Here is a 15,468-nt window from a genome sequence, read left to right on the forward strand (position 1 = left end):
TATGAATAAAGCATTAAATATATTAGTTACAGGTTGCGGTGGTGATATAGGACAAAGCATTGGAAAAATATTATTAAAATCCACTTACACAAAAAACCTATTCGGGATTGATATTTCAGAAAAAAATGCTGCCCAGTTCATTTATCCAAATTTTTCTGTAGGACTACCGTTTACGCATCCAGAGTATTTAGAAAGACTTGAAGCCTACATAGAAAAGCATGAAATTGATATTATAATACCTATTGCTGAACCAGAACTTCGGTTTTTTTCCAATAAAAATGTTTTAGATACTATTGGCAGAGCAAAGATGATAACAGCCTCGTCATTAGCATTAGAAATTGGTTTTGATAAATTTAGAACAGCAGAATTCCTAAAAAGTCAAAACTTACCTTTTCCACAAACATTTTTAGCAAAAGATATAAAAACCATAGAAACCTTTCCTGTTATTTTAAAATCTAAGACAGGTTCTGGTAGTAAAGACATTCATAAAATCAACACTATGGATGAGTTTTTATTTTATACAAGAAATGATGTTGAAAGCTATGTCGTTCAAGAATTTATAACCGATAAAAGCGGTGAGTTCACCTGTGGCTTGTACAGAAGCAGTAAAGGAGAAATACGGTCTCAAATTTTTAAAAGAGAACTTACAGGAGGTTATAGTGGTTATGGCGAAGTCATCGAAAATGAAGATATAACCAATCTTTTAGAAGAATTAGCTGTTAAAATAGATTTAGTAGGAAGTATAAATGTACAACTAAGAATAACAGATAACTTACCAAAGGTTTTCGAAATAAACCCAAGATTTTCTAGCACTGTTCTCTATAGACATTTATTTGGTTTTGAGGATTTAATATGGTCCATACAAGACCGATTAGGCCATGAGCTATCTGATAATCGTAAAAATGTTACAGGCAGAAAATTCTATAAAGGGTTTGAAGAGTATATAAAATAAGACATTAAAGCGTTATGAAAATAGAAAATTATATAATTGATAAAAATTCACCGGTATTTATTATTGCCGAGTTATCTGCCAATCATAATGGTAGTATAGACACTGCAATAGAAACCGTAAAAGCTGCTAAAAGAGCAGGTGCTGATTGTATTAAGTTACAAACATTCACAGCCGATACCATTACTTTGGATTCTAAAAAAGAACATTTTAGAATCAACCAAGGCACATTATGGGATGGTCAATATTTACATGATTTATATAAAACAACACATTTACCTTGGGAATGGCACAAAAAAATTATAGACGTTGCCAAGGAAGAAGGCCTAATTTGTTTTTCATCGCCATTTGACCCTACATCAGTAGAGTTTCTAGAAACTTTAAATGTCCCAGCATACAAAATAGCATCATTTGAAATAACTGATATTCCATTAATTGAATTAGTAGCTTCTAAAGGAAAACCAGTGATTATTTCTACAGGTATTGCAGAACAAGAAGATATAGAATTAGCTCTCGATGCTTGTAAAAGAATGGGAAACAACAATGTGGCATTATTAAAATGTACATCTAGCTACCCTGCTCCTATTGAAGAAGCCAATATGGCCATGGTAAAAGATATAGCCGAACGTTATAACGTCATTAGTGGACTGTCGGACCATACCATGGGAAATACTGTTCCAGTTGTAGCAACAGCAATGGGCGCTAAGATTATAGAAAAGCATTTTATCTTAGATAGAACTATTGGTGGTGCAGATGCTTCGTTTTCAATGACAGAAGCAGAATTTACCGATATGGTAAAAGCGGTAAGAGAAGCAGAAAGTGCTATTGGAACTGTTGACTATACCCTGACTGAAAAGCAAAAAAAAGGTAAAGATTTTTCGCGTTCTTTATATGTTGTTGAAGACATCAAAAAAGGTGAGCTAATTACTGAAAAAAACGTGAGAAGTGTTAGACCTGGTTTTGGTCTACATCCAAAATTTTATAAAGATGTACTAGGAAAAACTGCCATAAAAGATTTGGAAAAAGGTGACCCCATGAGCTTTAATTCTATAAGCTAAACATGGATAAATTTATAAACATCATAAAAACGGCACTAAAAAATAAAGTAGTTTTATTTATTTTTAGTCGTTATGGCACGTATTTTATTCATTTTATTAATTCACTTTTCATTGCCGTTTATCTTGGACCGTATTATTTAGGTGTATGGGGTTTTATTACCCTTGTTACTCAATATATGAATCATTTAAGTTTCGGTATTTCAGATTCGGTTACGGCTATCATCTCTGTTAATAAAGGCAAAGAGTTTTATACCCAAAAAGTAATTGGTACTGCTATTACCATGTTAATGTCACTTTCTGTTATTGCCATAGCATTCTTTACAGCAAATCACATTTTCAATCTTAATTTAGGAGACAAATATGGGTTTTCAACCTATGTTCCGGTTGTTGTTTTAATTGGTATTCTGGGTTATTTTAACACCTTATTCAATCATATATTTAGAGTTTATGGTCGATTATTTGAAATTGCCTTTAGCCAGACTATTTACCCGCTTTTAATTTTATTTGCTATTATTTTCTTTAAGAAAGATGAATTACTTTGGGCACTCGTTGGCGCTAATTTTTTAGCCTTTCTATCTTCATTTATTTTATACTTAATTAAAAGTCCTGTTAAAATAAAACCAATATTTAACCTTCGCTTGTTTAAACGTATTCAAATAAAGGGTTGGCATCTATTTGTTTACAACACCTCATTTTTCTTTATTGTTATTACAACGCGTACGCTTGTAAGTGGATTTTATAGCGTGAAAGAATTTGGGTATTTTACCTTTGCTTTTTCGCTTGCAAACGTCATCTTGCTATTACTTCAAGCTTTTTCATATTTAATTTTTCCTAAATTATTAAATCGTTTCGCTACATCTAGTAATAGTCAGAACTCAGACATGTTAGAAAAGTTAAGGGATGCTTATGTAACCACATCGCATTTGCTTATACATGTAGCTATCCTATTTTTTCCTATGTTTTTATTGCTATTTCCGCAATACGAAACCGCTTCTGAAGCTTTTAAGTTAATAGCACTATCTGTTGTACTATATACAAACTCCTTTGGATATTCGGGTTTATTAATAGCCAAAGGCTATGAGAAAAAATTAGGACGAGTTGCTTTTTCAGCACTTCTTATAAATATAACCGTAGCATTAGTTTTAATACAATTAATACACGTACCTTTTACACTTGTTGTAATATCAACCATGGTAAGCTATTTTATTTATGTTTTTATGTTAGGTAAGATGGGACGAAAAATGCTAAAACTAAATACATCTTTTATATCTATTGCTAAAGACATTTATCCAATACGATTATTGATTCCATATATAGTAAGTTTAGGTTTCATATTTTTTTCTGTACCAGATAAGTATTTTATATTACCGTTAATACTTTTTTTGATAATAAATTTTAGGGTGCTATCAAAATTGAAAACTATTTTTAAAACGGTTATTTTAAACCCTAACTTCATTAACATATAATAAAATCTAACTTTTAAAGTAATGTTTGGACGAAGAGAAACAGCAACAATGTCAGTAGTAAATTTCATTGACAACTATAAACGAGATGTTCAGTTTTATATTAAATGGCTTTTAAGAAAAGACTTAAGAATCGAAATGTCTAGAAACAAAACATTAAAAAATGTGCATAAGGGAAAAAGATGTTTCATTGTGGGTAACGGTCCATCATTAAAACATCATGATTTAAGTAAATTAACAAATGAACCTGTATTTACTGTAAATAATATGATGATGACAGATTACTTTAAAATATTGAATCCAAATTTTCATTTGTTCTTTGACCCAAATTTTCTTGACTTTTTTTTCAATCAAAATCCTCAAAATGAAGATGAAAAAAACAAAATGCAATCCATAAGAAAATCATTAGAACTAAACAGTAAATTAATCTATTTTACCTTATATCGTAAAAAATCAACTTTCACTAAATTATTCCCATCTCTTAAATCCCATTACCTATTTAATAATAAAATGTTTACGTCTTCTCTTAAAAAGACATCAACTTTACATCGAAATACTCCCGCATTTCAAAATGTTATTATATATGCAATTAACATAGCCTTATATATGGGTTTTGATGAAATTTATTTGCTAGGAGTTGATATGACTGGTTTTTTAGAGCATTACGAATTTAATACCATTAATGATAAATGGGGGCATGTTTATAATAAATCAGAAGAAGATCAGGAAAAGCTAAACAAATTTAGAATTGAAAATAATATTGATAATGAATTCTGTTTAAAAAATTTTGGTAAAACTTTTCAGCAATTTAAGGAGATTCAAAATAATGTTTTATCAAAAAAAGCAAAGCTATTCAATGCATCAGCACATGGCGCATTAGATATGATACCACGAGTAGATTACGAAAAAATATTTTCTAATGAAGACGATGTATAACTTTTAAATTATTAATGGAAATAACACTAAGTAAAAATAAATATATAAGTCATTTTGTAGGGTTTATCTTTATTATTATGGCATTAAGTGATATACTCCATTCCAGGAGTTTCATGTTAGCTGGTGCCTTATTATCCATAATGACTTTTGTGTTTTATTTTTCAATGAAAAATAAAAATTATCTTTCTGAAGCTATCTTTTTCATTCTCTTCTTACTCATAACCTCATTAATTAATCTTTTCTTTACTCAAAATAATTTTGGAGGCTCAGTAACCCTTTTAGGGAATTTGTTCTTGTCATTTATTTATTTTCAAATAGATAATAAAAAAACAACTATATGGATTATAGCATCTTACCTAATTACTATAATCTTTATTAGCTACAAATTATTTGTTTTAGAAATCCACCCCAATTTACTATATGAAGGTTTAAGCAGAAACCATGCTGGATTTGCAGTCGTATTTTATACCATATTTTTACTGTTTCATTTAAAAGTAACGTATAACCGTTTTCCCATATTGCCACCACTTATAGGCGTTGTGCTTGCCTTCTTTTTATTTGGAAGAACAAGTTTAATAGTAACCTTTATATTGCTGTTGGTCGTTTTGTTTTATAAATTCAAGAGTAACCATAAAGCACGTATAGTTGCTATATTTTTGTTTTTAGGATTGTGTTATTACCTATGGCTTAAATATGGTTCATTGCTTAGTACAGAAACGAATTTAGGCGAAGGACTTGACACTCCACGTTGGGAACTTTGGCGTATTTACATAGAAAGTATTAATTTTATAAATATTTTTACGGGTGTTGATGTTACCGAACTTCGTATGTACGATCAATTTGGTGGCAATCCACATAATTCGTTCATTAAATTTCATTCTCGAGTTGGTATAGGAAGCTTTGCTTTTATAACCTTATTTTTTCTTTCAATATTTAAATATCTAAAAACAAAGCAATATTATATATTTTGGCTTCTCATACTTTTAACGATACGAGCTTTTTTTGACAGTGATATTTTCATTGGCAATTTTGACTTTATCTTTTTTATAATAACTTTTTATTGGATAAAAACAGATTAACATGACCCTAGATTTCTCTATAATAACAGTTTCTTACAATAGTGAAAAAACAATTGAGCGAACCATAAAATCAGTTTTAAATCAATCACACAAGAATTTTGAATACATTATTATTGATGGTGGTTCGACCGATAAAACCAACGCTATTATAAATCAATATAAAAACAAATTTAAAGGTGGTATTACACATATATCAGAACCCGACAAAGGAATCTATGATGCCATGAATAAAGGTATTGCTTTGGCAAAAGGAGAAATAATAGGCTTATTGAATTCTGATGATTATTATTATGAGAACACATTATCAACTGTTCATGAAGCCAACCAAGATACCGATAAAAAAACAGTTATAACCGGAGAACTTATCTTTAAAAGTGAAGATAGTGATCAATTATTAAGAACCAGTGAACAAAGGTTTAGAAAAAAAATTAAGCAATACAAAAATGGTGTTAGGCATCCAGCAACCTTTGTTCCTAAAGTTATATATGACAATATAGGGTTATTTAATCTAGACTATAAAATTGCTTCTGATGCTGAATTTATCTTTAGAATCTATAAATCAAATTATACTTTTAAATTCATAAACCAACCATTATTAGTTATGTGCGATGGTGGAATCTCAAATTCAAAAGGCATTTTTAAACAGCTTTTATTTGAGAACAAGCTTTTTTTAAAAACCTACTGTCCAAATGTGATTTTGAGATATTATTACATAACTTTAAGTATTTTAAGATTAAAGGTTAAAGAACTTGCCTCTAACCTAACATTCTTATACAGAAAAATAGAAAATCATTAAGTCCCCTATAATCAAATGAAAAAAATAATTTTTCTTACCAATTATAAAAACCTCATTCCCCAAAGGAATAATGAGGTTGAAGGTTTGAAATTAGATATTATTTCAGAAGCATTAGAAGCTAATGATTTTGTTACTCAAGAAATGACTATTAATACATTCATTGCTTCCTTGCATAAAAATGAAAATATAAAGGGTGTTTATTTTTATTATGCAAGCAGTCAATATCCAATCTATAAAAGCTTTATACAAGATATTCTTATCCAAATCACATTAAGAGGTGGTGTTTTAATTCCCGAACTCAGGCATTTCATGGCACATGAAAACAAAAATTTCCAAGAACTTGAAAAAGTAAGGCTTGATATTAAAAGCCCTTATGGAATACCAGTTGGCACTTATGAAGAAGGTGTTGAAATTCTAAAAAAAGTATCATTCCCCAAAGTCATAAAGAAATCTACTGGGTTTCGTAGTAGAAATGTAAAGCTTGTTCAAAATATAGATGAAGGAAAAAAAGTACTACTGGATCTGCTAGAAAGCAATTTTAAATATGATATTGATAGTTTGTATTACCTATACAGAAGACTAAAGAATAAAAAACATTACCCGAAAAAGTTTGGCAAGGTTATTATTCAAGATTTCATACCTGACCTGACCCACGATTGGAAAATCTTGGTTCTTGGTAATTTATGTATTGGTGGAAAACGGTATGTTAGAAAAAATGACTTTAGAGCCTCAGGAAGTAAACTTTATGAAATGGAGGAAGATCCACCAGAAAATGTTTTGGACTTTGCATTCAAATGCAAAAAAAAACTCAAATGTCCGAATGCATCATTTGATATTTCTGAAAAAGATGGCGATTTACACTTATTAGAATACCAACCCATACATTTTTCTTTACTGGGCGGAGATCCTGATTACTATTTTGAATTAAAAAATGGTATTTGGGAAAAGCATAAAATTGTCAACGAGCTAGAGCTCTATATCGGTAATGCTATTTCTGAACACATAAAAAACTTGGAGAAAAAGAAATTGCCTTAAAAAGAAATTTAAACCTTTTAGAAAACCAACCAAACAATAACAAACCATAAAGCGCATATGTCTAATTTTAATGAACTAATAAAACAAAAAGCATCTAAATCAAAATATGGAACTCTTTTATATGCTAGAGTTAGAGCTATCTTAGAAAACATAGTATTGCTAAGATTTAGTGATGAGGCTTATATCAAATCGACTTACAAAAAAAGATTCGGGCGAGAAATTAATTTAAAAAACCCAAAAACCTATACCGAAAAATTACAATGGCTTAAGTTATTTTACAGAAACGAAAAGATGCCTATTTGTACTGATAAGTATGAAGTCCATGAATATTTAACCAAACTTGGATATAAGCATTTACTAAATGATATAATTGGTGTTTATGAAAATGCAAACGATATTGATTTTGACGCATTACCAAACCGCTTTGTTGCCAAAACAACACATGGCTGTGCTTCGAATATTATATGCAGAGATAAAAGTGAATTAGATTGGGATAAATGGAAAGAAATAATGAATTCATGGTTAAAATTAAATTTATATGCTTTTGGAAGGGAATGGAATTATAAAGATATCCCGCCAAGAATCATTATTGAAGAATTAATTGACCATTCCCCTCTAATTGATTATAAATTTATGTGCTTTAATGGAGAGCCTAAATATTTGCAGATTAACAACGATTTTGAAGGTGTACATTATGTAGACTTTTATGATATAGAATGGAACAGAGTAGATTTTACTTATAATAAGTATACAAAATCCAATCATGTACTACCACGCCCTGAACAATTTGAAGAGATGAAAGCACTTGCAAAAGAGTTAAGCGCACCATTCCCTTATGTAAGAGTTGATTTTTACAACCCTCCAAATAAGATTATTTTTGGCGAGTTAACTTATTTCCCTGGTAGCGGTTTACTTCCTTTAGTACCTGTGAAAAATAATTATGATGAAATATTAGGCTCGAAACTAAACCTGCCAAAAGCTAATAATAATTTGGATTTATTGAAAAAAATAAACAAATAAAATATACCGAAGTAAAAAAGGATAAAATACGGGTAAAAAAAGCCCAATAAAAGAATTTCTTGAAACCAACTATCCCAAGGCAAAACACAGGGGGTATTTCGCTGGTTTCATTTTGACCTTAAGATCAAAAATCGAAATTCTATTATTTCCGTTTTCACGGGAATGATAAGTTCAGCGGAAACCCCGACGCAAGCATCGGGGAATTCTTTTCGATTAAATTTTTATTGTTAGCCTACAAACCATCCAATATTTAACAAAATATTTTGACTTAGGAGGTAAATACGCCTTTAACCAAGATATACTTAAAATTCACAACCTTAACACCTCTTATTTTAACCCATACACAGCCACAACATTTACGATAGGTTCATTTTTAAACCCGAACGTTTTTAGTGTCAAACCTTACAAACCCGCTTTATTACTAGGATTACAACCAATATCTTTATTTATTTAAAATGTATGTTTTTTGTTGAGGTGTGTTCTATCATATTGGAAAAATATAGCCTTATGTTTATTTTATGAAAACATCTCTCTACTCAACAAGTCCCATATCTGGGAAAAAATATACTTTACCAACAGAAAATGACAAATCAACAATCGACAATTTTATAGCTAAAAACAAAGGCAAAAAAGTTGTTGTTGTTCAAGGTTTAGGATTTGTTGGTGCAGTAATGACACTCATATGCTCTAATGCACTTACCGAAGAATATGCTGTAATTGGCATAGATTTGGCAAACGAAAATTCGTACTGGAAAATCGCTTCAATTAACGAAGGTGTGTTTCCCGTCATAGCATCAGACCCAAAGATTAATCAGTTTCATGAAAAAACAAAACTGAAAGATAATCTTCTTGCTACATATGACAATTATGCCTATTCAATAGCAGATATTGTTATTGTAGATATTAATCTAGATGTCGCTAAAAATGCAGATTTCTCAAAAAAACTAATTGATTATGATGTGGATCTTACACCTTTCAAAAAAGGACTTAAGGCCATTGGAAATAACTGCAAAGAAAATGTTTTAGTTCTTGTAGAAACAACCGTTCCTCCAGGAACATGCGCAAAAGTAGCCTACCCTATTATAAAAGATTGTCTTGAAAAAAGAGGTTTATCTACTGACCGTTTTAGATTAGGGCATTCTTATGAGCGTGTAATGCCAGGTCCAGACTATATAGATTCTATTCAAAACTTTTATCGCGTGTTTTCTGGAATAAACGAAGAAAGTGCAGATGAAACCGAAAAATTTCTTCGAACAATTATAAGTACAAAAAAATACCCACTTACCCGTTTAGGAAATACCAATGCTACAGAAATGGCAAAAGTGTTAGAAAACTCATATAGAGCAATGAATATTGCTTTTATAGTTGAATGGTCTCGTTTTGCAGAATTGGCTGGAGTCAATCTATACGAAGTGGTTAACGCCATAAGAATGCGCCCTACACATAGCAACTTAATGCTTCCTGGTATAGGTGTTGGTGGCTACTGTTTAACCAAAGACCCCCTACTGGCTTCTTGGTCAAAACAGAACTTGTTTATGGACGCCAATCCTTTAATGCAAAGTGAGAAAAGTGTTCAAATTAATGACCAAATGCCTTTGTTTGCATTTAACTATCTTAAAGAAACGTTTAATAATGATCTATCTGGTAAAAAGGCACTTCTATTAGGCGTATCATACCGAAGTGATGTCGCAGATACACGTTACACACCCGTAGAACCATTTTATGATTATCTTAAATCTCAAGGTGCAGAAATAGCTTTACATGATCCTTATGTTGATGTTTGGGAAGAAAAATCACTAACAGTTTCATCAGATTTAGAAAACTTGTTAAAAGAAGATTTTGACATCGTGGCCTTCTGTACAAATCACAGTGAATATATAGACAATAAGACTTTAATTCAATCTATCTCAGAAAAAAGCAACCTATTTATTTTCGATACCATAGGCGTTTTAAATCAAAATGAAATCAATCTTTTAAAGCAAAATCACCTTGTCAAAGTAGTTGGTAGAGGCGATGTTTAATTTTTACAAATAATAAAACAATATACATGAATAGAAAAGTACTAATATTAGGCGGAGGCGGATTTATAGGCAGTGCAATTGCTAGAATACTAAACGCAAGAGGTAACTATGATATAACAATTGCAGATATATTTACACGTGACCAAGATGATGACGAATTTATGGCTTTCATAGAATCGACAAATATTAAATTGATAAAAGGTGATTTTACCGATGCATCATTGTTTGATGATTTAGATAAGGATTATGAAGATTTTTATATGTTGGCTTCAATGATTGGTGTTAACAATACATTAGAGATACCTCATGAAATCATTAGGGTTAATACGGCCTTAATTTATAATTCTTTAGAATGGTTGAAAACGACTAGTGTAAAAAATGTAGTGTTTACATCAACAAGTGAAAACTATTCTGGAACTATCGAGCGTTTTGGGTATGACATTCCTACACCTGAAGATATTCCACTTTGTATTGATAAAATTGACCATCCTAGATTTACTTACGCCGTTACAAAAATGTTAGGCGAATCAGGATTTATGAATTACGCTAAAATATTTGGTTTTAAATGTAAGATTATTAGATACAGTAACATTATAGGTCCAAAAATGGGATTCAAACATGTTATTCCTCATGTTGTACAACGTTTTCTTGACAATGAAAAACCATTTAGAATTTTTGGTGGCGATCAAACCCGTTCTTTTTGTTATATAGATGACGGAGCCATGGGCACCATTTTAGCAATGGAAAATGAAAGTGCTACAAATGATATTTTTCATATTGGAGCAGAAGAAGAAATTACAATTGAAGATTTAATTAAAGAAATCGGAAAGCATTTTAATTATTCAGGAGAATATGTAAATGCACCTACTTACCCAGGTTCTGTATCAAGAAGATGTCCAGATATTACCAAAGCAAAAACCGTGTTAGGCTATAAACCAACTTTAAAATGGCAGGAAGCATTAATTCCAACTGTAAAATGGTATGTAGATTATTTTAAATCTCATGAAAAAACAAAAAACAATTCTTTCGAAGAACCAGGTAAGTTTTTTTCTGATAAGAAATAATTAATTCAACCATTTAGCCTTTTAAAATTATTTATATGTATAAAGCTTTTTTTAAACGAGTGCTTGATATACTGTTAACCACTATAGTATTGATTATCTTATCTCCTTTTCTATTGATTATTAGTTTTGTTCTACTGTTAACAGGTGAGCACCAGATAATCTATTTTCAAAATCGAATTGGAAAAGACCTTAAAACCTTTTTCATTTGGAAATTTACAACCATGTTAAAGGATAGTGAGAATATGGGAGATGGTCTATTAACTGTTCGAGAAGACCCAAGAGTATTACCTTTTGGTAAGTTTTTACGAAAAAGTAAGATCAATGAAATTCCTCAGCTTATAAATATTATAAAAGGCGATATGAGTATTGTAGGACCAAGACCATTAATTTATAATCCATATAAAAGTGGTGTTGGAGAAAAAGTATATAAAACACGACCAGGCCTAACGGGTATAGGATCTATAATGTTTCGTGATGAAGAACATCTCTTATCAACAACAAAATTAGATAAGACATATTTTTATGACAATTATATCTCACCTTACAAAGGAGAATTAGAAATGTGGTATCAAAAAAATCTAAGTTTTATAACAGATATAAAAGTAATTTTCTGTACAGCATGGGTTATTGTGTTTTCTGAAAGCAAATTACCCTATAAACTTTTTAAAGGATTGCCAACAAAACCAAAAGAGCTTCAGTAATTCTATTAATAATTCATAGTATTAAAAACCTAGGTATAATGATATTTTTTAAAAATAAACAACATGATAGCTAAACCAAAAATAAGTGTTATTATGGCTGTTTATAATGCTGAATCATATCTAGAAGAGGCTATAGATAGCATTTTAGAACAATCCTTTACAGATTTTGAGTTTTTAATATTGAATGATTGCTCCACGGATAACTCAAGTAAGATTTTAGATGAATATGCATCAAAAGATGAACGCGTAAAGATTTTTACCAATAAAGAAAACTTGGGGTTAACAAAAAATTTAAACAAACTTATTAAATTGGCTAATGGCGAATTCTTGGCACGTATGGATGCAGACGATATTTCCCTTAGCAAACGGTTTGAGGAGCAAATTAACTTCTTTGAAAATCATCCAGATATTCATATTGTTGGGACTTTTTCTCAAGATATTTCAGAAAACGGCGAGGTAATTGGAGAACGAACAGTTCCAGTTTCTCATGAGGAAATAGTTAAACTATTACCAACATTAAATCCACTTTCACATCCAACAGTTATGATGCGTTCATCAGTAATTGATAAGGTTGAAGGCTACGATGAAAGGTTTCGAACATCACAAGATTACCACTTATGGTTTAAGGCCGTTGGAAAAGGTTTAAAAATAGACAATATTCCTAAAATACTATTTCAGTACCGCATGAATGATGATTTTGTAGCTCGAAAAGGTTTTAAATTTAGATGGAATATGTTTAAAGCTATACTAAGTGGTTATAAATTAATAAACCATCCTTGGTATAAATATCATTATGCATTATTAACATTGGCTTTAGCATTTATTCCACCGTTTTTATTTGCACAGGTAAAAAAATTAGACCCTCGGTAAAATGAGACAATAAGTCCTTACAGACTTAATTAGATTCTATAAAACAAGTTTAACAAAAAAAAGAAAAACTAATAAACAACAATTAAAGTTTTATTCTAAAATAGAAGTCGTTGTAATGAATTAAAGTGATATTAAAAGATTAGAACAACGTTTTTTAACTCATGTAGTAACATCATCATTACTTCGTTATAATGCTAATATATAAGACACAAAACTGGCTATATGCTATTTAGTATTAAGTAAAAGTCTTAATTTTATGGCATAATTTTATTAATAATTCTTTGTAAAAAGAAAATTAATATTTGAAAATTAATTACTATGTTAAAAAAATGCCTTTTCTTTTTATTTATAGTCTCATTCAGTTCTTGCTCTGATAATGCAGCTGATGATGTTTTTCAAGGTCAAGTATCTCTTATTCCTGATTCTAATTTTGAACGACTATTAATTAATCAAGGTATAGATTCTGATGGGATTTTAAATGGACAGGTTTTAGAATCTGATATTTTAAAAGTTGTCTACCTGCCATTAGCTAATTCTAATATTAGTGATTTATCTGGAATAGAAAATTTTGTTAATTTAAAAAAATTAGATTGTTTTAATAATCAGATTACTAATTTAGACTTAAGTCAAAATATAGCTTTAAAGGAATTAAATTGCCGCTATAATCTGCTCACAAGTCTCGATGTAAGTAAAAATACGGAATTGACTTCTTTGCTATGTGCAGGAAACAACATTACAAATTTAAATGTAAATAAAAATAAAGCCTTATCAACTTTAGGGTGTTCTTCAAATCAAATTACAAGTTTAGATGTAAATCAAAATACAGCTTTAACACAACTATATTGTTCTGATAATAAACTTACCAATTTAAATGTAGGTCAAAATACAAAACTAATTGAATTGTTTTTTTGGAACAATAAGCTTACAAATATTGATGTCAGCTTAAATAAAGCTTTAAAAGAGCTTTATTGCTATGGAAATCTAATCAAAAATTTAAACCTAAGTCAAAATTCAGGTTTAACGACTTTAAGTTGTGGTGACAACCAATTAATGACTTTAAATGTAAAAAATGGTAACAATTTGATACTTAAATCTTTTGATGCTATTGGGAACATGGACCTACAATGTATTCAAGTAGATGATGATGTAGCAGCAAATAATAACAATTCACCATACAATTCATGGACAAAGGGTGCTAATGTTAAATATTCAAAGAATTGTACTAATTAAATATCAATAACAAATAATTTGAATACGTTTTTAAATTTTGTCTTAACCATAATTAGTAATAGTTATTCGTAACAAAATATTACTTTTTAAAACCAAAATATAGATTAAACAAATAAAATAAGAATACATGAAGAAAAAAATAGCGTTAATAACAGGAGTTACAGGTCAAGATGGCGCATATTTAAGCGAGTTTTTGTTAAAAAAAGGATACGAAGTTCATGGAATTAAAAGGAGGTCATCCTTATTCAATACAGATAGAATAGACCATTTATATCAAGATCCCCATGTAGAGGACCAAAGCTTCTTTTTGCACTACGGTGATTTAACTGATAGCACCAACCTAACAAGAATCATTCAAGAAGTACAACCAGACGAAATCTATAACCTGGCCGCTATGAGCCATGTACATGTATCTTTTGAAATGCCAGAGTACACAGCAAATGCAGATGGCATTGGTACCTTAAGGTTATTAGAAGCGTTAAGGCTGCTAGGCTTAGAAAAGAAAACAAGGATTTACCAAGCCTCAACCTCAGAACTGTATGGTAAAGTACAAGAAGTTCCACAAACCGAGACCACGCCTTTTTATCCAAGAAGCCCGTATGCCGTAGCAAAAATGTACGCCTATTGGATTACAGTAAATTACAGAGAAGCTTACGGAATGTTTGCTTGTAACGGAATATTATTTAACCATGAATCTCCAATTCGTGGAGAAACTTTTGTAACGCGTAAAATTACAAGAGCAACATCAAAAATAGCCATGGGCTTACAGGAAAAAATATACCTAGGTAACCTAGATGCCCAAAGAGATTGGGGTCATGCCAAAGATTATGTAAGGATGATGTGGATGATCCTTCAGGCTGATGAAGCAGAGGATTGGGTGATTGCAACAAATAAAACCACTACGGTAAGGGATTTTGTAAAAATGTGCTTTGCCCATGTTGGAGTAGAACTAGAATTTAAAGGGGAAGGGGAAGCAGAAAAAGGATATATAAAAAGTTGTAGTAACTCAAAATACCAATTGGAAATTGGAAAAGAGGTTGTTGCTGTAGACCCAAAATACTTTAGACCTACCGAAGTGGAATTACTAATTGGCGATGCCACCAAAGCAAAGGAAAAGTTAGGATGGGTTCCTAAATATGATCTGCAAGCTTTAGTTGATGATATGATGTCCAGCGATATTACCTTAATGGAAAAAGATCATTATCTTAAAGAAGGTGGTTATAAAATTATGAACTATTTCGAGTAA

Annotated in this window: 14 protein-coding genes; all 14 read left to right on the top strand. The window is 30.5% G+C overall.

What is annotated here, in order from left to right:
* Window position 1 precedes the first annotated feature (1 nt).
* The 14 genes from ABD941_RS00520 (at window position 2) to gmd (ending at window position 15,468) form a co-directional block, all read left to right on the top strand.
* Window positions 2-952 (top strand): ATP-grasp domain-containing protein, encoded by a 951-nt coding sequence (locus tag ABD941_RS00520; protein WP_345271942.1) that lies wholly within the window; start codon window positions 2-4, stop codon window positions 950-952.
* Between the two features lie 14 nt (window positions 953-966).
* Entirely contained in the window at window positions 967-2,007 is a 1,041-nt protein-coding gene (gene pseI / locus ABD941_RS00525) for a pseudaminic acid synthase (RefSeq protein ID WP_345271944.1), read from the top strand.
* Window positions 2,008-2,009: 2 nt separating this feature from the next.
* A complete protein-coding gene (locus ABD941_RS00530; protein WP_345271945.1) occupies window positions 2,010-3,473 on the top strand; it encodes an oligosaccharide flippase family protein in 1,464 nt (487 codons plus the stop codon).
* Window positions 3,474-3,521: 48 nt separating this feature from the next.
* Entirely contained in the window at window positions 3,522-4,406 is an 885-nt protein-coding gene (locus tag ABD941_RS00535) for a 6-hydroxymethylpterin diphosphokinase MptE-like protein (RefSeq protein WP_345271947.1), read from the top strand.
* A gap of 14 nt (window positions 4,407-4,420) precedes the next feature.
* The gene (locus ABD941_RS00540) at window positions 4,421-5,485 is read left to right on the top strand and encodes a hypothetical protein (RefSeq protein WP_345271948.1); all 1,065 of its coding nucleotides are present in this window, start codon (window positions 4,421-4,423) and stop codon (window positions 5,483-5,485) included.
* A gap of 1 nt (window position 5,486) precedes the next feature.
* Window positions 5,487-6,281, top strand: coding sequence for a glycosyltransferase family 2 protein (locus ABD941_RS00545; RefSeq protein ID WP_345271949.1), 795 nt, complete (start codon window positions 5,487-5,489; stop codon window positions 6,279-6,281).
* Window positions 6,282-6,296: 15 nt separating this feature from the next.
* Entirely contained in the window at window positions 6,297-7,316 is a 1,020-nt protein-coding gene (locus tag ABD941_RS00550; protein WP_345271950.1) for an ATP-grasp domain-containing protein, read from the top strand.
* Between the two features lie 57 nt (window positions 7,317-7,373).
* Window positions 7,374-8,336 (top strand): ATP-grasp fold amidoligase family protein, encoded by a 963-nt coding sequence (locus ABD941_RS00555; RefSeq protein ID WP_345271951.1) that lies wholly within the window; start codon window positions 7,374-7,376, stop codon window positions 8,334-8,336.
* A gap of 518 nt (window positions 8,337-8,854) precedes the next feature.
* The gene (locus ABD941_RS00560) at window positions 8,855-10,357 is read left to right on the top strand and encodes a nucleotide sugar dehydrogenase (RefSeq protein ID WP_345271953.1); all 1,503 of its coding nucleotides are present in this window, start codon (window positions 8,855-8,857) and stop codon (window positions 10,355-10,357) included.
* A gap of 26 nt (window positions 10,358-10,383) precedes the next feature.
* Window positions 10,384-11,421: an NAD-dependent epimerase/dehydratase family protein gene (locus ABD941_RS00565; protein WP_345271954.1), complete on the top strand. Its 1,038-nt coding sequence runs from the start codon at window positions 10,384-10,386 to the stop codon at window positions 11,419-11,421.
* A 35-nt stretch (window positions 11,422-11,456) separates the two neighbouring features.
* Window positions 11,457-12,122 (top strand): sugar transferase, encoded by a 666-nt coding sequence (locus ABD941_RS00570; RefSeq protein WP_345271955.1) that lies wholly within the window; start codon window positions 11,457-11,459, stop codon window positions 12,120-12,122.
* Window positions 12,123-12,185: 63 nt separating this feature from the next.
* Window positions 12,186-12,992 carry a glycosyltransferase gene (locus tag ABD941_RS00575; protein WP_345271957.1) on the top strand — a complete coding sequence of 269 codons (807 nt, stop codon included), beginning with the start codon at window positions 12,186-12,188 and terminating at the stop codon, window positions 12,990-12,992.
* 318 nt (window positions 12,993-13,310) lie between these two features.
* Complete coding sequence (locus ABD941_RS00580; RefSeq protein WP_345271958.1) at window positions 13,311-14,222, top strand: leucine-rich repeat domain-containing protein; 912 nt, start codon at window positions 13,311-13,313, stop codon at window positions 14,220-14,222.
* A 127-nt stretch (window positions 14,223-14,349) separates the two neighbouring features.
* Window positions 14,350-15,468: a GDP-mannose 4,6-dehydratase gene (gene gmd / locus ABD941_RS00585; RefSeq protein ID WP_345271959.1), complete on the top strand. Its 1,119-nt coding sequence runs from the start codon at window positions 14,350-14,352 to the stop codon at window positions 15,466-15,468.

Source organism: Flaviramulus aquimarinus (assembly GCF_039543205.1).
Lineage (GTDB): Bacteria > Bacteroidota > Bacteroidia > Flavobacteriales > Flavobacteriaceae > Flaviramulus_B > Flaviramulus_B aquimarinus.

Excerpts from the sequence above, each read along its gene's own strand:
- ABD941_RS00540 (WP_345271948.1), top strand. The coding sequence starts at position 4,421 with ATGGAAATAACACTAAGTAAAAATAAATATATAAGTCATTTTGTAGGG.
- ABD941_RS00570 (WP_345271955.1), top strand. The coding sequence starts at position 11,457 with ATGTATAAAGCTTTTTTTAAACGAGTGCTTGATATACTGTTAACCACT.
- ABD941_RS00520 (WP_345271942.1), top strand. The coding sequence starts at position 2 with ATGAATAAAGCATTAAATATATTAGTTACAGGTTGCGGTGGTGATATA.
- ABD941_RS00530 (WP_345271945.1), top strand. The coding sequence starts at position 2,010 with ATGGATAAATTTATAAACATCATAAAAACGGCACTAAAAAATAAAGTA.
- ABD941_RS00565 (WP_345271954.1), top strand. The coding sequence starts at position 10,384 with ATGAATAGAAAAGTACTAATATTAGGCGGAGGCGGATTTATAGGCAGT.
- ABD941_RS00545 (WP_345271949.1), top strand. The coding sequence starts at position 5,487 with ATGACCCTAGATTTCTCTATAATAACAGTTTCTTACAATAGTGAAAAA.
- ABD941_RS00555 (WP_345271951.1), top strand. The coding sequence starts at position 7,374 with ATGTCTAATTTTAATGAACTAATAAAACAAAAAGCATCTAAATCAAAA.
- ABD941_RS00560 (WP_345271953.1), top strand. The coding sequence starts at position 8,855 with ATGAAAACATCTCTCTACTCAACAAGTCCCATATCTGGGAAAAAATAT.
- gmd (WP_345271959.1), top strand. The coding sequence starts at position 14,350 with ATGAAGAAAAAAATAGCGTTAATAACAGGAGTTACAGGTCAAGATGGC.
- ABD941_RS00575 (WP_345271957.1), top strand. The coding sequence starts at position 12,186 with ATGATAGCTAAACCAAAAATAAGTGTTATTATGGCTGTTTATAATGCT.
- ABD941_RS00535 (WP_345271947.1), top strand. The coding sequence starts at position 3,522 with ATGTCAGTAGTAAATTTCATTGACAACTATAAACGAGATGTTCAGTTT.
- ABD941_RS00580 (WP_345271958.1), top strand. The coding sequence starts at position 13,311 with ATGTTAAAAAAATGCCTTTTCTTTTTATTTATAGTCTCATTCAGTTCT.
- pseI (WP_345271944.1), top strand. The coding sequence starts at position 967 with ATGAAAATAGAAAATTATATAATTGATAAAAATTCACCGGTATTTATT.
- ABD941_RS00550 (WP_345271950.1), top strand. The coding sequence starts at position 6,297 with ATGAAAAAAATAATTTTTCTTACCAATTATAAAAACCTCATTCCCCAA.